General features: G+C 54.1%; 21 protein-coding genes. 9 read left to right on the top strand and 12 right to left on the bottom strand.

What is annotated here, in order from left to right:
- Positions 1-68 precede the first annotated feature (68 nt).
- Positions 69-965 carry a MaoC family dehydratase gene (locus NYR02_RS18465; RefSeq protein ID WP_260977844.1) on the top strand — a complete coding sequence of 299 codons (897 nt, stop codon included), beginning with the start codon at positions 69-71 and terminating at the stop codon, positions 963-965.
- Positions 966-987: 22 nt separating this feature from the next.
- Here NYR02_RS18465 and NYR02_RS18460 read toward each other — a convergent pair whose 3' ends face one another.
- Entirely contained in the window at positions 988-1392 is a 405-nt protein-coding gene (locus NYR02_RS18460) for a DUF7793 family protein (protein WP_260977843.1), read from the bottom strand.
- A 408-nt stretch (positions 1393-1800) separates the two neighbouring features.
- Here NYR02_RS18460 and NYR02_RS18455 point away from each other — a divergent pair, with 408 nt between their 5' ends.
- The gene (locus tag NYR02_RS18455; RefSeq protein WP_260977842.1) at positions 1801-2541 is read left to right on the top strand and encodes a hypothetical protein; all 741 of its coding nucleotides are present in this window, start codon (positions 1801-1803) and stop codon (positions 2539-2541) included.
- Positions 2542-2840: 299 nt separating this feature from the next.
- Positions 2841-3890 (top strand): AraC family transcriptional regulator, encoded by a 1050-nt coding sequence (locus NYR02_RS18450; RefSeq protein ID WP_260977841.1) that lies wholly within the window; start codon positions 2841-2843, stop codon positions 3888-3890.
- Positions 3891-3985: 95 nt separating this feature from the next.
- Here NYR02_RS18450 and NYR02_RS18445 read toward each other — a convergent pair whose 3' ends face one another.
- The 7 genes from NYR02_RS18445 to lepB all read right to left on the bottom strand — a co-directional run bounded on the left by NYR02_RS18445 (position 3986) and on the right by lepB (position 10310).
- The gene (locus NYR02_RS18445; protein WP_260977840.1) at positions 3986-4558 is read right to left on the bottom strand and encodes an NUDIX domain-containing protein; all 573 of its coding nucleotides are present in this window, start codon (positions 4556-4558) and stop codon (positions 3986-3988) included.
- 4 nt (positions 4559-4562) lie between these two features.
- On the bottom strand, positions 4563-5174 hold the full coding sequence (gene rrtA / locus NYR02_RS18440; RefSeq protein WP_260977839.1) for a rhombosortase: 612 nt from the start codon (positions 5172-5174) through the stop codon (positions 4563-4565).
- 128 nt (positions 5175-5302) lie between these two features.
- Positions 5303-7459 carry a M6 family metalloprotease domain-containing protein gene (locus NYR02_RS18435; protein WP_260977838.1) on the bottom strand — a complete coding sequence of 719 codons (2157 nt, stop codon included), beginning with the start codon at positions 7457-7459 and terminating at the stop codon, positions 5303-5305.
- 227 nt (positions 7460-7686) lie between these two features.
- Positions 7687-8700, bottom strand: coding sequence for a YheT family hydrolase (locus NYR02_RS18430; RefSeq protein ID WP_260977837.1), 1014 nt, complete (start codon positions 8698-8700; stop codon positions 7687-7689).
- A 114-nt stretch (positions 8701-8814) separates the two neighbouring features.
- Positions 8815-9174, bottom strand: a complete 360-nt coding sequence (locus NYR02_RS18425; protein ID WP_260977836.1) for a glutaredoxin family protein — start codon at positions 9172-9174, stop codon at positions 8815-8817.
- A 140-nt stretch (positions 9175-9314) separates the two neighbouring features.
- Positions 9315-9440: a hypothetical protein gene (locus tag NYR02_RS18420; RefSeq protein ID WP_260977835.1), complete on the bottom strand. Its 126-nt coding sequence runs from the start codon at positions 9438-9440 to the stop codon at positions 9315-9317.
- Between the two features lie 39 nt (positions 9441-9479).
- The gene (gene lepB, locus NYR02_RS18415) at positions 9480-10310 is read right to left on the bottom strand and encodes a signal peptidase I (RefSeq protein WP_260977834.1); all 831 of its coding nucleotides are present in this window, start codon (positions 10308-10310) and stop codon (positions 9480-9482) included.
- Positions 10311-10413: 103 nt separating this feature from the next.
- Here lepB and NYR02_RS18410 point away from each other — a divergent pair, with 103 nt between their 5' ends.
- Positions 10414-11478 (top strand): alpha/beta fold hydrolase, encoded by a 1065-nt coding sequence (locus NYR02_RS18410; RefSeq protein ID WP_260977833.1) that lies wholly within the window; start codon positions 10414-10416, stop codon positions 11476-11478.
- Between the two features lie 3 nt (positions 11479-11481).
- Here the strand turns inward: NYR02_RS18410 and NYR02_RS18405 are convergent, their stop codons facing one another.
- A complete protein-coding gene (locus NYR02_RS18405; RefSeq protein WP_260977832.1) occupies positions 11482-12366 on the bottom strand; it encodes a LysR family transcriptional regulator in 885 nt (294 codons plus the stop codon).
- Between the two features lie 122 nt (positions 12367-12488).
- On the opposite strand from NYR02_RS18405, the gene NYR02_RS18400 reads away from it, so the two are divergent.
- Genes NYR02_RS18400 through NYR02_RS18390 form a run of 3 tightly spaced genes read left to right on the top strand, consistent with a single transcriptional unit; the run spans position 12489 to position 14046 of the window.
- On the top strand, positions 12489-13214 hold the full coding sequence (locus tag NYR02_RS18400; protein WP_260977831.1) for an NAD(P)H-dependent oxidoreductase: 726 nt from the start codon (positions 12489-12491) through the stop codon (positions 13212-13214).
- Positions 13215-13230: 16 nt separating this feature from the next.
- Positions 13231-13410, top strand: coding sequence for a hypothetical protein (locus tag NYR02_RS18395; RefSeq protein ID WP_260977830.1), 180 nt, complete (start codon positions 13231-13233; stop codon positions 13408-13410).
- Positions 13411-13461: 51 nt separating this feature from the next.
- Complete coding sequence (locus tag NYR02_RS18390; protein ID WP_260977829.1) at positions 13462-14046, top strand: NAD(P)H-dependent oxidoreductase; 585 nt, start codon at positions 13462-13464, stop codon at positions 14044-14046.
- On the opposite strand, the gene paeA is transcribed toward NYR02_RS18390, so the two are convergent.
- Both paeA and NYR02_RS18380 read right to left on the bottom strand, forming a co-directional pair.
- The gene (gene paeA, locus NYR02_RS18385) at positions 14047-15375 is read right to left on the bottom strand and encodes a polyamine export protein PaeA (RefSeq protein WP_260977828.1); all 1329 of its coding nucleotides are present in this window, start codon (positions 15373-15375) and stop codon (positions 14047-14049) included.
- Between the two features lie 97 nt (positions 15376-15472).
- Entirely contained in the window at positions 15473-16849 is a 1377-nt protein-coding gene (locus tag NYR02_RS18380) for a deoxyguanosinetriphosphate triphosphohydrolase (protein WP_260977827.1), read from the bottom strand.
- A 175-nt stretch (positions 16850-17024) separates the two neighbouring features.
- On the opposite strand from NYR02_RS18380, the gene NYR02_RS18375 reads away from it, so the two are divergent.
- Positions 17025-19397 (top strand): efflux RND transporter permease subunit, encoded by a 2373-nt coding sequence (locus tag NYR02_RS18375; protein ID WP_260977826.1) that lies wholly within the window; start codon positions 17025-17027, stop codon positions 19395-19397.
- On the opposite strand, the gene NYR02_RS18370 is transcribed toward NYR02_RS18375, so the two are convergent.
- Positions 19281-19964 (bottom strand): MarC family protein, encoded by a 684-nt coding sequence (locus NYR02_RS18370; protein ID WP_260977825.1) that lies wholly within the window; start codon positions 19962-19964, stop codon positions 19281-19283. The genes NYR02_RS18375 and NYR02_RS18370 overlap by 117 nt on opposite strands.
- Before the next feature lie 279 nt (positions 19965-20243).
- Between NYR02_RS18370 and NYR02_RS18365 the strand changes: the two genes are divergently transcribed.
- Positions 20244-22556 (top strand): hypothetical protein, encoded by a 2313-nt coding sequence (locus tag NYR02_RS18365; RefSeq protein ID WP_260977824.1) that lies wholly within the window; start codon positions 20244-20246, stop codon positions 22554-22556.
- Positions 22557-22959: the final 403 nt, after the last annotated feature.

Raw genomic sequence — 22959 nt, 5'->3', positions numbered from 1 at the left:
CCGGCAGGCCTCTATACTCAGCGCTCTCACCCCTGTCTGATCAGAATATTCATAAGGACTCCGTGGCTATGACTCAAGCAATACGCATGCAATTCAGTGCGACTCCGGGAACTCTGAGCCAATACGCCCGCGCACTGCTGGCCCGCGGTGCCAGTCAACGCGACCTGCACATGCCGGATATCGAAGCCCTGCTGGTTGGCGTTAAAGCCCGGCCTGAGCGGGTGGCGGCTTATGCCGCTGTCTGCGGTTTCAGCAGCCATAACTCCCTGCTGCCGCTGACCTATCCACACGTATTGGCCTTTCCGTTGCATATGGAGCTGATGCTGCACAAACACTTCCCTCTGGCCCTGATGGGGCTGGTGCATATCCGCAATGAAGTCACTCAGTACCGCGCCATCCGCCAGGAGGAAAAGCTCGACATCCGCTGCCACTTTTCAGGCAGCAGTCGCACCGACAAAGGCCTGGAATTTGATATCCGTACCGAAGTCACCATCGGTGGTGAACTGGTCTGGGAGTCGGTCAGTACCAACCTGGCGCGGATGCGCAGTGATACGCCGCGCGGGCCCAAAAAAGAACGTGCCCCTCTGGCCAGCTTTACCACCGCAGAACGCTGGACTCTGAACAGCAATCTCGGCCGTCGCTACGCCCGTGTCTCAGGCGACTCCAACCCCATTCACCTGTATGCCTTATCCGCCAGACTGTTCGGCTTCAAGAGCCATATAGCTCATGGTATGTGGAGCAAAGCCCGGACGGCGGCAGCCTTACAACCTTTGCTCGGTAGTGACGTCTGCCGGCTGACAACAGAATTCAAACTGCCGGTTTTTCTGCCATCCACGGTCGAACTGAATTACAACCTGCACGAAACCCTGAGCAGCGAACCAGCAGTAAAGGCAGGAATCGACTTTGAGTTACGCAGCATTAAAGGCGAGAAAGTTCACATGAAAGGACGTATAGAAAAGATCTGAACACACGCAAGAGCGATCAGGCTCAGCCATGTTGAGTCTGATCGATAATACCCGTTAACCAGCCCTCAGCCTCGTCACGCAGATCAAAGCGCTGCACCGGATAGACCGGCGCGTGATAGCTGAGAAACATCGACGTCAGATGACGCAGCATAAAAGAATTACCAACCACCGCCAGTGCACTGGTAGAGCGCAGAAGATCCGGATGAGAGGCAAACAACTGAACCTCAAAATCCACCGTGAGGATATCCTGACCCAGTATCAATACCGGTCGCTTACGCCGCCCCGCAATTCGTCCGCGGGCATTGTGCATATAACGTACAAGATCAATCGTCAGATGACTGAAGCCATGAAGGTCGTGATAGACAATGCCGTTTTCCCCCAGCCAAGTCTGTGGCTTAGCGGGAGAATTTACACCTCGAATTGTCATATTAACCGTAGTTTTAAGAATTGATTTTCATAAACGATAGCAAAATCTAACGGAAAATAAAGCTCATTATCATCTTATCTTCCGATATCAGCGTGTGCGGCGAAAGACTTACTGACAAATTTGCCGATATTCTCCAGAAACAAACCCTAGCAGCGGCGGAATTTCAGACAATGGCCGCTAAACAGCCATTTATGTCCGCTCAGTTTCCTGACGGTCGCGCCTGCCGCAGCCCGCATGAACCTATCAACGTAAAGAGGCCTAAGAGTGGCTTTATATTGAAGCAGTGACTGGTATTATGCGGCAGACGTCAGGTACGAACAGCGGCAGCTGGCGACCCTGCACATACAATAACAAGATAATCTCTGTTCACATTGATCAGTAAAACTATAAAAAATGGATTCCCTCACTATGGCCTCATCTTCCTGCAAGCCCTTACACGGCCGCATGCTGGCTTCGCTGGCGTTAAGCTCTCTGTTCGGTTTATCTCTGTTATCCCCTGCCGCACAGGCAGAAGGCGGATTCGTTGGCCTGCAGGGCGGTATTACCGACTCCCAGGATATGGATTCCTTCGGCAACACCATCAAACTCACGTTTGGCCCGAATATTACCGATCGTTTGGCTCTGGAGTTCGGCATCATGGATATTGGTGAGGCCAGTTATGACGACCCCAAAGCCGACTTTACCGATGTCGATGACGATACGCCGCCTAAGTTCAGAAATGCCAAGCATGGTACTGTCGTCCGTACCAATGCCATTACTGATGCTACGGACCCGGCAAACAACCGCCAGTCGTTCGCGACCTACACCGGCTTTGCCAATGCCCGACCACAGAGTTTTTTGATCACCTTCCGTTATCGTTTCTCATTAACGGACGATATCGACTTCTTTCTGAAGACCGGTGCAAATCTTTGGTTCGCCGATTATGACACTGTTGAAATCAAAGCATTCCAGGACAAAACCATCAGCCGCCGGATCGTCAATAGCAAACAAACATCCGCAATAGACCAAATCAGTGGTGGTGGATTCTTATGGCGCGCCCTTCCCGATCTGGCAATTCGCGCCGAATTAGAGACAACGGCGCTGGATAGTAAAGAATTTAATCGGGTTCGCTTTCAATTAATCACACTCGGTGCCCAGTACGAATTCTGAAAAAGCGAACTGCTGTACCAGTTCCTTACCCTGCCCGGACAAGAAAATGCTAAAAAAACCCTGTTCCGGGTAGGTTTATGCCAATAATTGTTAGACTCGTCACAATATAACCTTTCTCATTAGACCAGAATGGGGGCTCGGGTAGATAAGTGCCAGCCCTCTGTTACCTACGGTAACACATGACAAATTTGGTCACATTCTATTACCATAATGCCTGCTCTTTTTACCAACCTGTCAGTGGCATACCACTTGCTATTGAGTAAGGTTAAAAAACAAAAACCGAATCAGATTAGACGCCTATGAACATGGAACAAGGTTACGTATCCACCGCATTGGTTCGTCCTTTGCTGGAAGCTGCAGGCCCGACGTTTTTTGATCAGCTGCCGGAGAGTGCAACCGGTGCTATTCAACGCGTACTCAAACAGCTGAAAGACCCGGACAGCCGTATCAACGCGGAAGATGCGGACGAATTAATCAGCCACCTGGTGAAACGCAGCAATGACGAGTCGCTGTGTGTACAGTCATCGCACAAATTCAACGTTCACAGCAGCTGCCAGCTGCAGCATTTGTTTTTGTGCTGCAACACCCTGCGCGAAGCACTCTATTACCTCGAAAAATTTTCTTCGTTGCTGAGCGATCAACTGGAAATTCAGGTCACCCGTACCCGCGACAACATCATTAAGGTGAAACTTCCGGTAGAAGAGAATTTTATTGTTTCAACCCAACGCCGCCGGACAGAAATTATTATCAGCACTCTGCTGAGCTGGTTACGGCAGCTGTGCGGGCCAGAGCTGAACATCAGCACCATCGCCCTGCCATTCCCGGCCACTCAGTACAGCGAGCATTACAGCTCCCAGTGGCGCAGCGAAGTACAGTTCAACGCTGATGAGTGCTCTATTCAGTTCCACAGCAAGTGGCTGGATGAGGGTCTTCACAACACCAACCCGCACATCCTGAATATGATGAAGCGTGAAGTGGAAGAACAGTACCGCAAACTGGCGCGGTCCGGCTCACTGGCAGAGCGTATCCGCAAGGCTTTCCTGCAAAACAAGATCCGTCTGAATGCCAACCAGCAGGAAGTTGCCGATTACTTCCATATCAGTGCCCGCACGCTGAACCGTCACCTGCATCGTGAAGAAACGTCACTGAAGCAGATCGTTACCAGCGTCCGCCTGGAAACCGCTAAGCGCTTGCTGGTGAACACCGAAGAGAGCATTGAGCAGATTGCCCTCAACATCGGCCTGTCAGGTCGCCGAACGCTGGATCGCATCTTTATCAAAGAGATTGATCAGAGCCCGGCTCAGTATCGCCAGGCGCACAAACAAATGCCGATCGCCGCGAACGGCTGAACCGGTCTCCGTCCGGTAGAAAGAGCAACCGCAAGACCATAAAAAAGGCAGCCTGGCTGCCTTTTTTATTGCTCTGTTGCTATACGCGCCGTCCCTCAGGCCAACCCCAGCAAGCGAACGCGCTGCAGTGCCGCGACCGTAATCGCATCGGTAATGCGACCATCGAGAACCATGGCCAGCGCCTCCATAAATGGCAGACGGCGGATGCTCAGCACCTCCGTTTCTTCCGGCTCACTGTCGGCCTGAGTCAGATTCTGAGCGAGAAAGACAAAGCCTTCTTCATCGCTGATGCAGTTACTCATATGCAAATGACACAGCGGGGTAAAATCTCTGGCAATCAACCCGGTTTCTTCTTTCAGCTCACGCCGCGCGCAATCCAGCGGCAGCTCATCCGCAGGCGCGCCCCCCATCGGAATTTCCCAATGATACTGACGTAAAGGAAAGCGGTACTGGCCCACCAGCCAGATATCGCCATTAGCAGCCAGCGGAACAATGCCTACCGCGCGATTCTTAAAACTGACCGTGCCATAAATCCCCGGATTACCGGCCGGGTTGATAACATCGTATTCATCGACCCGAATCCAGGGGTTGTCATAAACCTGCTTCTGACTGCGGATCTGCCAGGGGTTTTCTTCATCCCCCCCTGTCAGCACCGATTCCTCATTCATGGTGTTAATCTCCCGGATTCAGGCACACAACTCGCCGCCAATACAGCTGCAGCAAAAAAAAGACCCCGGCCAGCGTGCCTAACAAATGTGAGCGGGTTTCAACCCGGCCACCAATCACATCCGCCAGCGCCATATCGTTATACCAGGGGGTTTGCTCCCAGATGACTTTCGCCACGATCACCACAAAAAACAGCCAGGCAATACGGCGACCGTAATAATGAGAAACAAAAGGAGCAACCAGCAGCAAGCCATGTAAAGCCCCAGAAAGCCCGGCATAGCGGTACAGATCAGGGGCAAACAGATACAACCCGCAGCCGACAAACGCCACACACCAACACAGCAATAACAGACCACGCCTGGAATTCAGTGAAGGACCGGCAATGTATGCAAACAAAGCAACGCCGGCGACATTCCCCAGCGCATGCTGCCAGGACAGATGCACCCAACTGGCGGTCAACAGTCGCCACCATTGACCGCCGTCCACCGCCATGCGGTCAAAACGCAGCCATTCACCACTGACAGGCTCGGCCAGCACCAGTAATACAACGGCGAGAATCATCAGCACATACAGGCTGTAGCCACGCCACAGAGTTTTAAATCGCAAGAAAGAAGACAAAGCCCATCCCCGGTTTGTCATACAGAGACAGCAGCACATGGGCTGCCACATGGTTCAGAGGGGATTATTCACGCTGCATCGCCACATGGCTATGGGTAGAGACGAAGAAATGTGCTGCTGGGCACCTATTAATGGCGACGGCCGAGGCCCAACAGCGCCAGCAGTGGCAACATAAAGAGAAGAACACCGCCGCCGGATGACGCCGAGGCCGCACTGCCGTTTGCGCTGTTTTGTCCAACGCTGACACTGCCTTTACCCGCATCCACCAGCGGAGGTGAGGCCAGCGCGTCAGGATCAACACTGACCAGCAGACGCAAGCTGGCATCAAAAGCCGCCGCTTCATAGTTTTCGGCTTCGTCAGAACGCACCCAGGTCTGACCACTCAGACCACCCTGCTCATCGGTGACCAGAGGCGCATTACCAGACAATGCCTGCACGCTCACCTGCAGTACCACACTGTCCAACCCCTCGGCCAGTATATGAGCGGAAAACAGCAAGCGGTTCCAGCCGCTCTGTACAGCAAACTGGTTTTCCTGCCATAAAAGCTCCTGTCCTTCACGGCCATCAAAACGGCGGAATAACGCGATATCGGCACGGCCACTCCCCAGCGCAAATACATCCACCCCATCAAACGACAGCACACCCTTTTTAACCGGTAAGGTCATCAGCACCTGGGCACGACCTGCGGCGGCTCCCCAGACTGCGTTCGGTGGCAACTCATCCAGCCCTAGGTTGTCCCCCAGAGGCGCGCGTGAAAGATCAACGTCCAACTCAGCGACCAGGCCAGCCTGCAGTTGTAATAACTGCACCGCACCATTGCTGCTGTTTTGTTGAGCACTGCCGGAATAGAGCGTCTGGCCGGACGCTGAACTGAACAGGTCCGACGCTTCACCCAAATTACTGTTACTGAGCAGATCATCGCGGCCATCCGCTTCTTCGATGGCTAATAAACGACCTTCCTGCTGTGCACTTAACGAACCAAAACCGGCACGGTCGTTAATCCGGCTAACCAATATACCGCTGCCCGGCAGCCCCTGGTCATAACCCGACTGACGACGATGTTCCAGCATCAGCCGCTCACCATGACGGTAGTTATCCAGCGCGATGGTTAACGCATCGTCGCCATCACTGGCCGCGCGTAACTCAACCCGGTTAATCCCGGCAGCTGCGTTCTGCGGACGGATAAATCCGGCCTGTTCTTTACTCCATGCCAGCATATGAGCCGGCGTCTCACCAGCCACACCATCGGTACGGTTCCAGCCGCCCAGCCCCATCAATCCCCAGCGGCCGATGCCCATGCCATTTCCGCTGCGGTCGTACAGATCAGGCAGATCAAACAATAAATGGCCCAGCTCATGACAAATCACACCAATGGTCGCCAGATGCGTCTGATGCTGCTCACCAAACATGGCGTACTCTGCCAGATAGAAATCGCCAAGACGGCCCTGATACAGAGTCGACTTGTGTGCCCACACGCGCGGGCGTGTTGTTGCGGAACCGGCATACGCCTGTTCATAACCGGCAATCAGAAACACCACGCCCAGTTCATTCGGGTCGAGCCACTGATCGCCGTTACGGTCATATTCATTCAGATCCAGTTGCGACCCCAGCTGCGCCAGCACCTCACGCACCAACGCCTGGCTGGCACTGCCATAACCATTACCGAAATCCGGATGGTTGCGGTTCAGGGTAACGCTGACAATGCCGTCGTCAGCAATGCCGCTTTGCTCACGGGCTGGCTGAATATCAAAACGCTGATAGGAGTTTTCGCGGTAGTAATTTTGCACACTGCGCTGCGCACCGAAGAAGCGTCCGGCAACCTCTGCATCGGTCGCGCCAAATGATTGGTCGGCAAAGGCAACACGCACCACCAGTAATGACTGGCGAAAGTAAGAAGCGCTGGCATCGTAACGGAAAGGCATACGTTGTGGAGCAGCAGAGACATTTATACTTGCAGCGCTGGAGATATTTGCGGACGGGGCAGCAAACGCGCGGAATGCTGGTTGAATCATGTCTACAGCCGCCGGAGTGCCACTGACCAGAGGCTCACCTGCGCTCAGCAGACCATCAGCTCCGGCGACGGCGTGATACCAGTGTCCGGCCACTTCTAACAAAGCGTCGCCGTCACGGGTTTCAACCCACAACTGCTGCTTATCGCCACGGGGCATCACCTCAAGGACACGATCATCGCTGAGCCGGATTTGCTGCCATTGCGCCGGTGGCAGCAGCGATGCCCGCGAGGCCGCGCTAAACAGCAGCAAAAGTAAGAAGGTCCAACGGATCATGGTCTGAAGCTCGCAAAGTGCTTACTTCAAACTCTAGTCAACTTACGTTCAGTGAATGGTTGTTTTAACAACTAAACACAACATCACAAAATATTGACGCATGAATTTGGCAAATTTCGTCAATTTTACTGTGATAAGTACGGAGCAGATGACCTGCCGTAACCGCCGGAAAACTTCGGCTACGTCACTCACACCCGCTTACATCCGCTGTCTTCCCCTGCTGATGCTCAGGATACTGCCGCCTCAGGAGCAACCAGGCTGCTGAGACTTTCCACATCTGCCACCGCGTCGGCAATGAAGCGCATTGCCCGCTGCTCCATCCAGTAAGTCTGATCATCCGTGTGCTGAATAAACCCAACATGCCCACCACTGTCCGGCATTTCCAGATGCAAAAACTCATGCCCGGCAGCCAGTTGTTGCGGGAAACATTCAGGCGACAGAAACGGATCGTTGCGGGCATTCACCAATAAAGTTGGCACCCGTAAATGCGGCAAATACCGCAAACTGCTGGACTGCGCCCAATAATCTTCGGCATCGCGGAAACCATGCAAAGGCGCGGTATAACGATCATCGAATTGTTTGAACGTGCGGATATCATCAAACCCCTCAACGTTCACCAGATGCGGAAATCGCTGCGATTTTATGGTCATTTTTTCTTTCAGATCGCGCAGAAACTTCCACATAAAAACGCGGTTCTGCCATTTGGCCAGCTGGTAAGCGCTACCGCGTAAATCACAGGGCACCGAAAACGCCACCACCGAGCGCACTTCTTCCGGCAGCTCTGCCGCCTCGCGCCCGGCATACACCAGACTCAGATTACCGCCCATGGAATAACCCACCAGATGAATCTGCTCATAGCCCTGCGACAATGCGTGCCGCACCACCCGGTGCAGATCATCGGTGGCGCCACTGTGATACATACGCGGCAACAGATTGGTGTCGCCACCGCATGAACGGAAGTTCCACGCCAGTGCATCCCAGCCGTTGCGGTTAGCCTCGCGCACCGTACCCAGCACATAAGGCCGGCGCGAATGGCCTTCCAGTCCGTGCGAAACAACCACCAGCGTGCGTGAACCTACCCGGCTCCAGTCAAGATCGAGAAAATCGCCATCATCGGTGGGAATGCGCTCGCGCAACAGGTGGCCGTCATCCAATTGGCGGAAAAAAGTCGGGAAAATACTTTGCACATAGCCATTGGCCAACAGCCATGGAGGACAGTATGAAGACGTTAAAACGGGCATGGCCACTTCCTAGGAAACACAATGCCCGCATTCTACCGTCAGGTAGCCAACGGAGCGAAGGCCGTTCACGCCACAGAACAGGATAAGACGAAGCCGGAAGTGAGTGTTAAAGGATCAGAAGCGGTTTTTCAGATAGTCGAGAATGGCATCCGGGCTGTACAGCCACTGGCCGCCTTGTTCATCGTCAACACGTAAACAAGGAACTTTGGGAGCACCACCGCCATTGAGCAGCTCATTACGGTAGGCATTAACACGCAGGACGTCTTTTTCTACCACACGCAAACCGAGGCGTTCACAGTGGCGTTTAACGGTGATGGAAGAAGGGCAACTGCGGCAATAATACAGGTGCATGCGGCGTGATTCGCGGTCCAGCAGCAATTGTTCATTGGCGCTGCGCATTACCGGTCGCACGGGGAGCAGTCGATCGACTATATCCAGTGCCTTGCCTTTGAGCTGTCTCGTCAGATAATTCATCAGAACTGCCGTACTTCAACCTATCAAGGGGCGGCATTGTATGCCCTTGGCAGTAAATATCCAGTACTTAAATGGTAAAAATATGTCGTGGCAGATACGACTTTAGTGAAAGTTAAAAAAACGCAGAAATAAACTGCAGTTCAGCCACTGAGATTCAGAAAAGCCACGCTGAATAACACGACAAGAATCGTGATGGTCATCAGCCAGCGCGAGCGCTGGCAGAATTTGCAGGGAGTTTTTTTCGTTGTTGAAGCAGAGGATGGCATAAGACGATACCTGTTTATAACGTATCGTCTAAGTGTAGATCAGTCGATCCACTTATTGCGGCCAAATGATGGAATATCGCTCCAGGTTTCCCAGTGCATCCATACCGCCACGGCTTTACCCACAATATTTTTCTCCGGCACAAAACCCCAGCCACGGCTGTCATGGCTGTTGCCGCGGTTGTCGCCCATCATAAAGTAACTGCCTTCCGGCACATCCCACTCGCCTTCAGGTCCGGCCCAGATCACGGTCTGATTGGTGCGCTGATCACGTCCGACCACCCACTGTACCGTCGCATCAGCAGAATCCAGCTGTTCCTGCGCCAGATACTTCAGCGGCCGGTATGGCGGCTCGCCACCCAGCTCATGGGTTTCAATCACTTCGCCGTTCACTTTCAGCTGGCGGTTACGGTATTCAATATGGTCGCCCGGCAGACCAATCACCCGCTTAATAAAGTAACGCGGGTCATCGGGTGGGAAAAACACCATCACATCACCGCGCTGTGGCTCGCTGACCGGCACCAGAGTGGTACCGAACACCGGCATCCGCAAACCGTAATGGAACTTACTGACCAGAATAAAATCCCCTTTTACCAGGCCAGGCTCCATAGAACCGGATGGAATCTGAAAAGGCTCCGCGACAAACGAGCGCAGAACAAAGACAATGGCCAGTACAGGAAAGAAGGATTTCGCTTGTTCGATAATAAACGGCTCGGTTTCAGCCTCATGGATATCTTCCGGGTGGGCACGTTCGGCAATCAGAACGGCAGCGCGGGCTTTGCGGCGCGTCTCCAGCCAGAATTTATCGACGCCGGCAATCACGCCGGTGCCCAGGGTAAGCACCATCAGTATCAGGGGAAAATCGATATCCATAGCTCTGCACTTATAACTACAATCTATAAAGTTCCGCATTCTAACCGCCACGCGGTCACAAGGCGAGCGAGTATCAAAGACCCCGATATGGAGATAAGGTTGCATGACCCACATCCGCACCCCCGATGGCATTGAGCTGGCCTACGAAAGAATGGGCAATCCAGCCGACCCGGCCGTCATTCTGATTATGGGTTTAGGCGCACAAATGCGGATCTGGCCAGACAGCCTGTGTCAGGCACTGGTTGATAAAGGTTATCAGGTCGTTCGCTTCGATAACCGCGACGTTGGCCGCTCATCGCAGATGGATCACCACGGCAACCCCAGCCTGCTCGCCACCTGGCTGGTGACCAAACTCAAACGCAAAGCGCAGGTGCCGTACACGCTGAAAGATATGTCACGCGATGTGCTGGCGTTAATGGATGAGCTTGAGATCGACAGCGCGCATCTGGTGGGGGCCTCCATGGGTGGCATGATTGCCCAGATTCTCGCCGCCAAACATAAAAAGCGGGTGCGCAGCCTGACCTCCATTATGTCGTCGGCCACCAGCCCCGGTCTGCCCGACGCCAAACTGAAAGTGCTGCTGCAACTGGCCAAACGGCCTACCCCGTTTAACCGCGAAGCGTCCATCCGCTACACCATGCGCATGAATCGTTTAATCGGCAGCCCGGCCTACCCGATGGATGAAATAGAGCTGCGCGCACTGGCCGAAACCAGCTTTGAGCGCACCACTAACCCCACCGGTTTCAAACGCCAGCTGGTCGCTATTACCGCCGCCGGTGACCGCAGCCACCTGCTGCGCAAAATCAAACTGCCGACGCTGGTGATTCATGGCACCGACGATCCGTTAATTCCGGTACGTATGGGAGAAGACACCGCTGCCGCCATCCGCAAAGCCAAACTGAAAGTCATTCAGGGCATGGGCCACGACCTGCCACCGGCACTGGTGCCGCAACTGGCCAAAATGATGGGCAAACACCTGAAAAAGGCAGAAAAACGCTGGAAGAAAAAACTGGAAAAAGAACGCCTGCGAGCCATAGAAGAAGCAACTGCCGGAACGCCCGAAAACACCCCTGCGGCAAACAACCCGGCAGAAGACAACGCAGCGCAAAGCACGCCCCCTCTGCCGCCTGCGGCCGAAGTTATCGAATTACGCGCCGGACGCAGCTGAGCTTCAGCTGCGTACCCGCGCTTTCATAAAGTCGATAAAGCAGCGCACCGCCGGGCGCAGATATTCACGCTCGGCATACACCAGATACAGCGGCGCATCCTGCCAGTAATCGGGTAACACCACCTGCAGTCGCCCTGCCTGCACATCGGCAGCAATATCCAACTGCGATTTGTAAGCAATCCCCAGACCGGCCAGCACCCATTCGCGCACCAGTGCCCCATCACTGGCACTGCGGTTACCATTAACCGTCAGATCGCTCTGATTGCCCTGCCCGTCACGGAAATGCCAGTGATCGTAACGTTCGCCACGCAGGAAAAAGGTCAGACAATTATGCTGTTTTAACGCCTCCAGCTGCTGCGGCATTCCCGCCCGTTGCAGATATGCCGGTGCGGCACACAACAAGCGGCGGTTATCCAGCAACCGTGTGGCAATCAGCCCGGAGTCACTCAGCTGGCCGTAACGCAGCGCCACATCCACCGGATCACGGTAAAAATTACTCAGCTCATCGCTCAGACTCAGCTGCAGCTGCACCTGCGGGTACAGCGCCTGAAAATCATTCAGCGCCGGTTGCAGCCAATGGCGACCCAGATCAGAAGGGGCCGAAATACTCAGCTGTCCGGCCACATGATGCAGCTCACCATCCAGCAGACCGCGACCTTCCTGCAGCAGGCTGAGGGCCTTGCGCGCATAGGCCAGAAACAACGTCCCTTCCCGCGTCAGCCGCAATGAGCGGGTTGAACGGCTGAACAGACGCGCGCCCAGCTGCAGCTCAAGCCGCTTTAATGCCGCACTGGCCACCGCCGGACTGCAGTCCAGCACCCGCGCAGCGGCCGATAAACTGCCGGCATCGGCCACCTGAATAAACAGCTCCAGATCGGCGAGATTCATGAATGCCTCCATTGAACAGCCACTATCAAAATATTTTTGAAAGTAACTCAAACGTTATCGTCTTTTTCAATTTCAAACAATAAATAGACTGGGCATATTCCACTCCATCCGAGGAACACAATATGTCCACCCATGAAGCAGCAACCCAAAGCGCTCCTAATAATCACGCCGATAGCGGGCAGCAAACCCTGCGTCAGCAGATCCTGCAGGCGTTCCATTTCCGTCATGCCTGCAAAACCTTTGATCCGGCCCGAAAAATCAGCAGCGAAGACTTTGCCACCATTATCGAAGCCGGACGCCTGTCACCCAGCTCTTTTGGCTTCGAGCCCTGGCAGTTTCTGTTAATTCAGAATCCACAATTACGCGCGCAACTGAGTGAAAACAGCTGGGGCGGTAAACGCCAGTTTGCCAGTGCCAGCCACGTGTTAATTGGTATGGTGCGTTGCGCTCCGGGCGTGCGTCATGACTCTGATTACATCCGCCATATGATGACCGAGGTGCAGCAACTGCCTGCGGAAGTGGTGAGTGCAAAAGGCGGCTTCTTCCGCACCTTTCAGGAACAGGATTTCAACCTGCTGGAATCCGAGCGCAGCCTGACCGACTGGGCCACTCACCAAACCTATCTGCCACTGGCCAATATGATGACAGTCGCCGCACTGCTGGGGATCGACTCCTGCCCAATTGAAGGCTTTGTACAGAATGTCTGGGAGCAGCAATTACAGGAGCTTACCGGTATCGACAACACTCTGTTCAAACCGGTCTGGGCACTGGCGCTGGGCTATCGCCTGACAGAACCGGGTGAGAAAACCCGCCGTCCACTGGGCGATGTATTACACCGTTTTGATTAGCCGGACAGGAGGCCCTATGAGCACAGCCGTTTACTGCATTCCCGTGCGGGCAATGTTCCGTCATATCCGTACCTGCCGCCGTCACAACAAAGACTGGCAACTGAGTCTGGATTGCAATTTTTTATTGCTGCGCACTCATGCAGACAGCAGCGGCCAGGCCTGCGCCTACCGTTCCCGTCTGCCTTATTTATTGTGACGACAACCTATTGTGAACCGCAAACAACGCCGCTGACCGGCAGAGGTATTAATGAATATTCTGATTCTGACCACTAACCCCAAACTGTACGCCGCCAAAGGCGAATTAAATGCCACACTTGCAGCATTAACCGAGGGCTACGCCCGTCGTCAGGGACATTCCGTTCAGGTGCGTAATCTGGCAGCGATTAAGGCCGCTGGCGGCTGGAACATCGAAGAAGAAATAGAACATCTGCACTGGGCCGATGCCATTGTTTACCATTTTCCGATCTGGTGGTTTGGTGCACCGGCGCTGTTAAAAGAATACTTTGATGAAGTATTGCAGCACCGTAAAACCTTTTTAATTACCGATATGTATGGCGAAGGCGGACAGCTGGGCGGCAAGGCTTTTATGCTGGTTGTTACTTCCAATATGAAAGCCAGCGATCTGGGCGCCTGTCCGGTGCTGGAACATTATCAGCATATTGATGACGTTCTGGTGCAGCCCATTCTAACCAACCGCTATCTGGGTCTGCGTGAGCAGTGGCCAACCTTCCACGCCGACAATGTGATTGCCGGCGATACCAGCCATCTGGAACAGGATTTTATTGCCCATCTGCAACAGGTTATTCCGGCTGCGGTACAGGCAATAAAATGATTATAACGGTCCGCTGATATGGTTACTCGGCGGGCTTTCGCTTTCTTTAATACGCGACACCATCAGCTGGTCAACGCGCAGGTTGTCGATATCCATTGCTTCAAATTTAAAGCCGGCAAAAATAATAAAATCGGTGCGCTTCGGAATACGTTTCAGGCGGTAAATTAAAAAACCGGCCACCGTTTCATACTGTCCGCTATCGGGAAAATCATCGATATCCAGCCCTAACACCCGCGCCAGATCGACCACCGGCGTGCTGCCATCCACCAGCCATGAGCTGGCATCACGGCGCACAATCTGCTCATCACCACTGGAGGCAACCAGATCGCCCATAAAGCTGTTCATTAAATCTTTAACAGTCAGAATACCAACCACCAGTGCGTATTCATTCAGCACCACAGCAAACGGCTGAGCGGTGGTTTTAAAGGCATTTAAGCCTTCTGCCAGAGTGATGGTATCGGGTAAATACAGCAGCTCGCGCTCGATCATATCGTCGCCAATTTGGGCCTGCTCGCCTTTTAACACTTTGCGCAGAATTTCTTTCGACTCTACCGCGCCCACCAGTTTATCCAGTGAACCATCACAGATTAAAAACCAGTTGTGCGGATGCTCGATAATCTTGGCGCTGATGTCTGCGCTGCTGTCATTAATATCGAAGTACACAATCTGCTCGCGCATGGTCATCGCCGTCGGCAACGTGCGGCCTTCCAGTTCAAACACATTGCCAATCAGGTGATATTCCTGCTGTTGCAGGCTGCCGTGCTCGGCACCGGCATCCATCATGGCGACGATATCGTCGGTGGTTACGGTTTCTTCGCGTTGCATGGGCAGACCAAACAAACGCAGCAACAGGTTGGTCAGACTGTTAAAAAACATCACCAAAGGCTTCAGCAGCAGCGTGACCCAACGCATTGGCGTGACGACTTTCATTGCCATGGTTTCCGGAATAATCATGCCCAGGCGCTTCGGCAGCAGGTCGGCAAATAAAATAAACAGCGAGGTCACCGTGGTAAACGACAGCACAAAGCTGATCTGTTCCAGCATCGGCCCCTGATAAAACAGCTGCAGCAAACTCTGAAAATACGGTGTCAGGGTTTGCTCACCAACAATACCGCCCATAATGGCAATCGCGTTCAGAGCAATCTGCACCATCGCAAAAAAAGCGCCGGGCTCTTCCTGCAGCCGTAAAACGGCAGTGGCCTGTTCATTGCCTTCGTCAGACAACACCCGCAATTTGATTTTACGGGCAGCCGCAATGGATATTTCAGACACCGCGAACACGCCGCTGAGAACAATCAGCAGTGCGATCAGTAATAATTCGTGAATCATCGGAGCACCTCACCGGCGCGAAAAGAAAACAACAGGATGGCCGGCATTATCGGTCGACCACCGTTAAACAGCAATTGGCAAACGCAGCGATGACGTATCAAAAACCCCGCCCCGGTGGCTGGTAACCGGAAAACTGCCGGGCAATCTGTGCCGCATAGCTGTCAGTCATGCCGGAAATAAAATCAATCGCGCGCATATAGGCCTCATACAGACCCCAATCGGCCTGTGGCGCCGAACGGCCCATTAATTCCAGCACACGCTGATTACGGAAAGTGGCCTGACCGTCCAGTACGCGCTCACGTACCGCACTTAAAAAAGCCTCAAGCAATACTCCCAGAGTGGAATACGAGCCGATTTCCACCGCCAGTTTACGGCTGTCTTTAAAAATCCGTTCGCGCGCCATGTCTTTTGCGCCCTGCACAACGCTCTTGACCACCGGCGGGCAGTAATCGATCAGATCGCCTTGTAAACGGCCGCGCAGCAATGCGTCTTCGTTATGAATAAAGGCCTGACTGGCAGCGGTAACCAGCACCTCCATCGCCATACCGCGTAATACCTGTAAACGCCGGCGCAGGTTATCGGCCTGCTCCAGTTCGGCCTGAGCCATATCCCAGTGATCGGCCAGCAACGGCTTAAGCAGTGCTTCCACTTCATCGTAGCGCAGCAGATCCATTTCGATACCGTCTTCCAGATCGATCAGGCCGTAACAGATGTCGTCCGCCGCTTCGAGCAGATACACCAGCGGATGACGCGCCCAGTAATCCGGCTTTAATTCCAGCAAACCAAGACGCCCGGCAATCTCACGCAACAGCGGTAATTCGGTCTGATAACAGCCGAATTTTTTCGCCTCGCCGCGCTGTACATAATCCACCGTCCAGGGGTATTTCAGGAACGCGCCCAGCGTGCCATAGGTTAAACGCATACCGCCCTGAAAACGGTGCGACTCCACCTGCGTGACAATGCGGAAACCCTGCGCATTACCTTCAAAGGTCTGCAGGTCTGCACGCTGCAGTGGCGTCAGTTCCTGCAGAAAATGGGCATTTTCTTCCGCACGGAACCAGTGGCGGATGGCATCTTCACCGGTATGGCCATAGGGCGGATTACCAATATCGTGCGCCAGACAAGCCGCCTGCACCAGCGCACCAACATCGCTGGCATCAATGCCGGGCGGTAAGCGTTCGCCCAGCGCCTGACCAACCCGCGTGCCCAGCGAGCGGCCAACACAGCCCACTTCCAGGCTGTGGGTCAGACGACTGTGTACGTGGTCATTTTCCGATAACGGATGCACCTGGGTTTTACGATCAAGGCGGCGGAACGCCGAGGAAAAAATAATGCGGTCATAATCTTTATGAAACGGCGTACGCCCCGGCTCCAGCGCAAAACCCAGTGAACCCTGACGCTCACCGGAACGGGCGGCCGATAATAATTGCTGCCAGTTCATGCTGGGTACTGCCTGATCGTTACTGCCGTTCATGCTGTTCTTCCTGTTTGCTGCGGTATCTGCCTGAAAGTCAGGCTCAGTATAGCGATGGCGGCCGTTCCCGCCCACCGGATAAAAGCACGGAATGGCGGAATTCCCCCTTGTGGGCAGGCCTGACCAGCCTACAATCGGCCAACAATAATAATTTCTGCCTGCAGGCATTTTCACCATGATCCAAAGCTACCTCCAGTGGGTTATCAGCCACCCGCGCCGCGTTGTGTTTTTTACCCTGTTAATCGTCGGTCTGCTTGCCAGCGGCGTACTGAAGCTGAGCTTTACCAGCGATTTCCGCACCTATTTCAGTCCGCAGAATCCGCAACTGCAGGCCTTTGAAGCCATGGAGCGCACGTATTCCAATCAGGATAATATTTATTTTCTGGTGCAGAACCCCAACGGCAGTCTGTTTACCCCACAGGGGCTTAGGCTGATTGAACAACTGACAGAACGCGGCTGGCAGCTGCCCTATTCGCAGCGGGTCGACTCGCTGCAGAATTATCAGCACACCCAGGTTGATGGCGATGACCTGCTGATCAACGATTTTTACCGCACGGAAGAATTAGCAGAAGATTTATCCGGCCTGCAGCAACTGGCTGTTTCATTACCCGAGCTGCTGCATAAATTAATCTCCGCCGATGGCGGCACCTCCGGTGTTAATGTGCGCTTTTTATTACCGGAAGGAAAAAGCGCCGAAAAATCCCCGGAGGTGGTATACGCCGCCCGCGCCCTCGCCGATGAATTCCGCGCCCGTTACCCGGATTTCAGAATTATGCTCAGCGGTTCGCTGGTTTCCAATGTCACCATGGGCGAAGCCATTCATCAGGATATCCAATCATTATTACTGGTGTCTTACCTGGTGATGATCAGCATTATGCTGCTGACCCTGCGCACGCTGTCCGGCACCCTGCTGATTCTCGGCATTATCAGTTTCTCGGTGGTGTCCACCATGGGCCTGTTCGGCTGGCTGGGTTATACCCTGACACCGCCCACCGGTTTTGTACCTACGGCCATCATGACCATTGCCGTCGCCGATACCGTGCATATTCTGGTGTCGTATTATTTTGCCCTGCGCCACGGCCAGCCACGGCAGCAGGCGCTGCTTAACAGCATGAGGCTGAATTTCTCCCCGGTTTTAATCACCAGCATTACCACCATGGTCGGCGTACTTTGCCTGAATACCAGCGACTCTCCGCCTTACCGCGATATGGGTAATATGATTGCCGCCGGGGTATTTTTTGCCTGGGCCTTTACCCTCACTTTTCTGCCCGCCGTGCTGGCGTTACTGCCGGTGCCGGAAAAATTACGTGCCGAAAATAACCACCAGTGGATTGACCGCCTGGCCGACCTGATTGTGCGTCATCATAAAGGCCTGCTGCTCAGCATGGTGCTGATTGTCGCCGCCTGCGCCAGCCAGATCAGCCGCAACGAAATTACCGAACGCTGGCATGAATTTTTTGACGAAAGTTTTGAAGTGCGCCAGACCAACGACATGATCGACCGCGAACTGGGCGGCCTGCATCTGCTCTTTATGATTGCCGACAGCCAACAGGCGGAGGGCATTAATAATGTTGAATACCTGCAGCAACTGGAAGCCTTCAGCCAGTGGCTGCGCGCTCAGCCCGAGGTCGTGCATGTCAGCAGCCTGACCGACATCATTAAACGCCTGAATCAGAATTTAAACGGCGGCGATCCGGCCTTTTACCGCGTACCCGACTCCGCCGAAGCGGCGGCACAGTATTTATTGCTGTACGAACTGTCATTACCGCTGGGGCTGGGTCTGGACGATACGGTCAATAATGACCGCTCATCGTCGCGCCTGCAGGTTCGTTTATACCGCTCCGATTCGGTCAATATTATCCGTGTGGAACAGGCCGCCATTGCCTGGGCACAGCAACATGCACCGCTGTTGCATCTGAGCGAAGCCACCGGCCTCGATGTGGTATTTGCCAACCTTACCTTCCGCAATATTCATGGCATGTTGCAGGGCACCGGCTTCGCGCTGATATTAATTTCACTGCTGCTGATTGCCGCCTTGCGGTCGTGGAAAATGGGATTAATCAGCATGATTCCGAATATTCTGCCGGCGGCGATGGCCTACGGTTTATGGGGCATGATCAGCGGCCTGGTCGATACCGCCACCTCGGTGGTGGTGTGTCTCAGCCTTGGCATTGTGGTGGATGACACCGTGCATTTTCTCAGTAAATACCAGCACGCACGCAAAGCGCTGGCGATGCAGGCCGCCGATGCCATCCGTTATGCGTTTCACACCGTTGGCGTCGCACTGCTGATAACCTCCGCCATTCTGGTCGGCGGTTTTGCCGTGCTGGAATTTTCGCACTTTAATCCGAGCACCAACATGGGCAACCTGCTGGCGCTGTCGATTGCCGTGGCACTGCTGATTGATTTTCTGCTGCTGCCGCCGCTGTTATTACTGCTCGACCGTGGTGATGCCGGGCACAACAGAAGCGGCCGCGTCAGCACTGTGGCTGAGCAGACCACTCCCGGCGATACCATCAAACACGAACTGGACCGCCAGAGCGCATAATAAAACGCCCATCACGCGGGTAATAACCTGCATGCCGGTTACACCCAGCAGCTGAGTTAACCGGCTGGCCGCCAGCAGGCACAACAGCGAGATCAGCATAACGCTTAACAACGCGGCCAGTACCGACAACTGCGCCGCCAGCTCCTCCTTCGCCTGCGCCATCAGCAACATCACCGCGCCCATGGTGCCAGGCCCGGCAATTAACGGCAGCGCCAGCGGAAACACCGCCACATCTCCTCGCCGGCGGGCTTCGGCTTCCTCCAGCGGCGTGGTGCTGATGGCACCGGAATTACGTGCAAACACCATATCCAGACCAATCAGCAACAGCATAATGCCACCGGCGGTACGCAGGGCTGCCAGCGAAATCCCCAGCGTATGCAGCACCAGATCGCCGACCAGCGCAAACAGCAACAGTACGCTGCTGGCAATCAGCACACCGCGCCAGGCCATACGCCGTTTCTCCTGCTGGCTGGCATGAACCGTGATAGCCGCATAAATCGCCGCCACATCCACCGGGCCGACGGTGGCAAACAAGGTTGCCAGTGCCAGCAAAAAACTGTCGTCCATCCTTCTCTCCCCGCTTGGTTTAAGTAGAGGCGGTTTAACCCAAGGCTGTTTAATCTGAGACTGTTTAACCTGAGGCTGTTTAGCCGCTATCGGGCGGATAAAATACGCCACCCCAAGTTTTTAGCACAAACGTACTAGCGTAGTTCAGGCCAACCCCTTCAGGGCCCCATCATAGGCTTGTCGGCCTCTGCGGCAAGGCCTAGCGTGATACAGCCGCTGCCCGGTTAAGCCTGCAGCGGCGCATTCTTACCAACAATAATAATCAGGGGCCTAGCCACCATGACAATAAGATACCCAATCCGCGGAGGGCTGGCATTGCTGGCCGTACCGCTGCTGCTCAGCGGCTGCATTACCGAACTGCCCGGTGAATTTCCCGATCAGGAAACGCTCTGTACCTTTGACGCCAGCCGCGAAGCACAGCGTGCGGCCTCGGCGGCCAACTTTCCACAACCGGAGATTCAGCAATTACTGGTGAATGGCGAACTGCGCTGGAGTGCCGGTTCAGCCAATGCCCCACAACTGAATACCGGTGACGAAGTTACCTTAAAAGGCAGCGGTTTTGGTGGCGGCACCGACATCGACTTCTCAAAAATCATGCTCGGCAATACCCGTATTCTGGAAACCGACCTGCGCATGTTCACCCAATACCTGGCCATTAACGATCAGGTAAATTTTGAAAGCGACGAACAGTTCGACAGCTGGGATAAAAACATTCTCAGCTGGAACGACAGCGAAATCCGCTTCCGCGTACCCGACCACGCCAGCAGCGGGCCGTTAATTGTGCAGGTGCAAAAGCGCACCGGGTTTAATGAATCATTAAAACATCCGGGCCAGGCCCATAACGTGATTGATGCACAAACCTCGCGCATTATTTCCGATACTTTTGAGCACGACTGCGATGTGGTCTCGACCCTGAGCGATGCCAAATCCACCACACCGATAGCCGTCAGCGTTAATAATCCCGGCTTTGAGCAACTGGTGGAAAAAGGCCGTCAGGCTTTCTGGTCTTACGATTACAACATCGGTGTGGCGCACAGCGTGCGCAAACTCGACTGGAATGCGATTTTTAATTACAAAGCTAACGACCCGATTGCCGGTGGAAAAGCCGATCCGGCGAAACTCTTTGGTGCGGTAAAAACCGTGCGCGGCGAAGTACCGGACGAAGCCATCGACGACGTGTATTTTAATTCCTACCCGATGGCGACACCGATTCCCGGATTTTTAACCACACAACCGGCGAAATTCAAAGGCAATACCCGCGACAGCGACTGGGTGGGTTATCGCTACGCCGAAGCCAACGAGCCTTATAAAGGCAATGGCGAATGGATTGGTTTTAACTGTGCCTCCTGTCACGGCTATAAAGTCAGTTATGAAAAAGCACCGGGACAAGCCATCAGCAAAGTGATTCCGGGTTTACCTAACCCGAACTGGTCGATGAAATGGACAGTGTTGCAAACCCTTACCAACACCTTCGACGGTATTTATACCAGCGAAGAAGGCCCGGCCTGGAACGGCGGTAAAAAAGACATCGCCAAAGATATGCTGCTTTACCATATGCCTGCCGGTGCCGGTGAGCACAATATGGTGCGCGTGGTTGGCGAAGGCAGCCATACCGACAACGACTACCAGTTCTCACCCATTGCCATTCCGAACGTGACCAATTATATGGCCATCCGCCGTTCGTTATCGCACACCGAATCCTATGTGGGTTTTGAAGGTTCTTATATTCACTCCGAAGAACCGGACGGCGCGCAGGGTGCGATGAGCAAAGAATGGCTCGAAGCCCTGACCGCCTATATGACCACCCTCGATCAGGACGACGATGATCTGCGTAACGTCGGTTTATACCGCTGGCTGAAATACAGCAATAAACTCAGCGCGCAAACCGGCAATGCTCAGTTAAGCGAAGGGGAATTTGTACAGAGTGGCTGGCAGCAATACGCCGATGTCAGCGCCGCGGTTAACCGGGGCAAGGCCACCTATGAGCGCGACTGCAGCAGCTGCCACAGCGACGGCTTAGGTGCCAATACCAACGAGAAAATGGTGAGGCTGGATGAAGTCGGCCGCTTCTTTACCCCGACCATTTATCAGAAAGAAACCGAATCGGTACGTGCGACTTTCCTGCGTGATCTCTACTGGACTCAGCACCGTGGTTTATTGTCGGACGGCCATGTGCGCAACCTCGAAGATCTGGTCAGCCCGCAACGCTGCACACCGGGCAGCAACCTGTATAACAACTACTACACCCTGCACGCACCGGTACGCCCGGATGCCGGCGGCCCGGATCATGTTACGCCGTTCCCCGACCTGAACCGCAAAGGCGATGTGTTCCGTGTACCCAAGTCGAAATATTTAACCAAGCTGGATAAAGGCTACAAACGTAACCTCTTTATCGAGCGGCATAAATATTTTGTCAGCGTACCCTGGGATAAAGACCACTATTACTGGGATTACCAGAAAATGCGCGCCGAATACGGCCCGGATGAAATGGGCACCGCCGAGCCGATTGGTATGCCAGCGGCACCGCATCCGTGGTGTGCGCAGAACAGCGCTGAGGTGGATGATTTAGTGCAGTATTTGCTGACGCTTTAATTTTTCGCGCAAGTGCGCGGGAGAATATAAGCAGAGCTGTCTGCACTGAGATGTAATAAAACCGGAGTGTCTGCTGTTGAGTGCAGCAGAGGCTCCGGTTTTTTTATGGGTGCGATTGGCAGCCGGCGGCGCGTTTTTAGGCTGAATGGTTTTTGAGAGGCTTTTTTGGGAATGGCTGTAGGAGTGGCTTTGTAGGAGTGGCTTTGTGGGAGTGGCTTTCAGCCGCGATACTGTTTCTGTGGCCGCTGCGCGGGCTGGCTTAATTAGTTAATTCAAAGCCAATGCGGGGCAAGCCCCTGCGCCCCAATCCGGGGAACTTTGTAGTGGTCAACTAATTCCGGACACGGTCTTAAGTAATTCTTCGGCTGCAGATGGGCTCAGCCCATTGTTAGCCCTGTGTGGC

Origin of the sequence: Thalassolituus pacificus (assembly GCF_025318105.1) — a bacterium.
GTDB classification, from domain to species: Bacteria; Pseudomonadota; Gammaproteobacteria; order Pseudomonadales; family Oceanobacteraceae; genus Venatoribacter; species Venatoribacter pacificus.
Note: the sequence above shows the minus strand (reverse complement) of the source record. Positions and strands in the feature narration are given on the sequence as shown.

Coding starts and splice junctions, on each gene's coding strand:
- NYR02_RS18465 (WP_260977844.1), top strand. CDS start 69: ATGACTCAAGCAATACGCATGCAATTCAGTGCGACTCCGGGAACTCTG.
- NYR02_RS18460 (WP_260977843.1), bottom strand. CDS start 1,392: ATGACAATTCGAGGTGTAAATTCTCCCGCTAAGCCACAGACTTGGCTG.
- NYR02_RS18455 (WP_260977842.1), top strand. CDS start 1,801: ATGGCCTCATCTTCCTGCAAGCCCTTACACGGCCGCATGCTGGCTTCG.
- NYR02_RS18450 (WP_260977841.1), top strand. CDS start 2,841: ATGAACATGGAACAAGGTTACGTATCCACCGCATTGGTTCGTCCTTTG.
- NYR02_RS18445 (WP_260977840.1), bottom strand. CDS start 4,558: ATGAATGAGGAATCGGTGCTGACAGGGGGGGATGAAGAAAACCCCTGG.
- NYR02_RS18435 (WP_260977838.1), bottom strand. CDS start 7,459: ATGATCCGTTGGACCTTCTTACTTTTGCTGCTGTTTAGCGCGGCCTCG.
- NYR02_RS18430 (WP_260977837.1), bottom strand. CDS start 8,700: ATGCCCGTTTTAACGTCTTCATACTGTCCTCCATGGCTGTTGGCCAAT.
- NYR02_RS18425 (WP_260977836.1), bottom strand. CDS start 9,174: ATGAATTATCTGACGAGACAGCTCAAAGGCAAGGCACTGGATATAGTC.
- NYR02_RS18420 (WP_260977835.1), bottom strand. CDS start 9,440: ATGCCATCCTCTGCTTCAACAACGAAAAAAACTCCCTGCAAATTCTGC.
- lepB (WP_260977834.1), bottom strand. CDS start 10,310: ATGGATATCGATTTTCCCCTGATACTGATGGTGCTTACCCTGGGCACC.
- NYR02_RS18410 (WP_260977833.1), top strand. CDS start 10,414: ATGACCCACATCCGCACCCCCGATGGCATTGAGCTGGCCTACGAAAGA.
- NYR02_RS18405 (WP_260977832.1), bottom strand. CDS start 12,366: ATGAATCTCGCCGATCTGGAGCTGTTTATTCAGGTGGCCGATGCCGGC.
- NYR02_RS18400 (WP_260977831.1), top strand. CDS start 12,489: ATGTCCACCCATGAAGCAGCAACCCAAAGCGCTCCTAATAATCACGCC.
- NYR02_RS18395 (WP_260977830.1), top strand. CDS start 13,231: ATGAGCACAGCCGTTTACTGCATTCCCGTGCGGGCAATGTTCCGTCAT.
- NYR02_RS18390 (WP_260977829.1), top strand. CDS start 13,462: ATGAATATTCTGATTCTGACCACTAACCCCAAACTGTACGCCGCCAAA.
- paeA (WP_260977828.1), bottom strand. CDS start 15,375: ATGATTCACGAATTATTACTGATCGCACTGCTGATTGTTCTCAGCGGC.
- NYR02_RS18380 (WP_260977827.1), bottom strand. CDS start 16,849: ATGAACGGCAGTAACGATCAGGCAGTACCCAGCATGAACTGGCAGCAA.
- NYR02_RS18375 (WP_260977826.1), top strand. CDS start 17,025: ATGATCCAAAGCTACCTCCAGTGGGTTATCAGCCACCCGCGCCGCGTT.
- NYR02_RS18370 (WP_260977825.1), bottom strand. CDS start 19,964: ATGGACGACAGTTTTTTGCTGGCACTGGCAACCTTGTTTGCCACCGTC.
- NYR02_RS18365 (WP_260977824.1), top strand. CDS start 20,244: ATGACAATAAGATACCCAATCCGCGGAGGGCTGGCATTGCTGGCCGTA.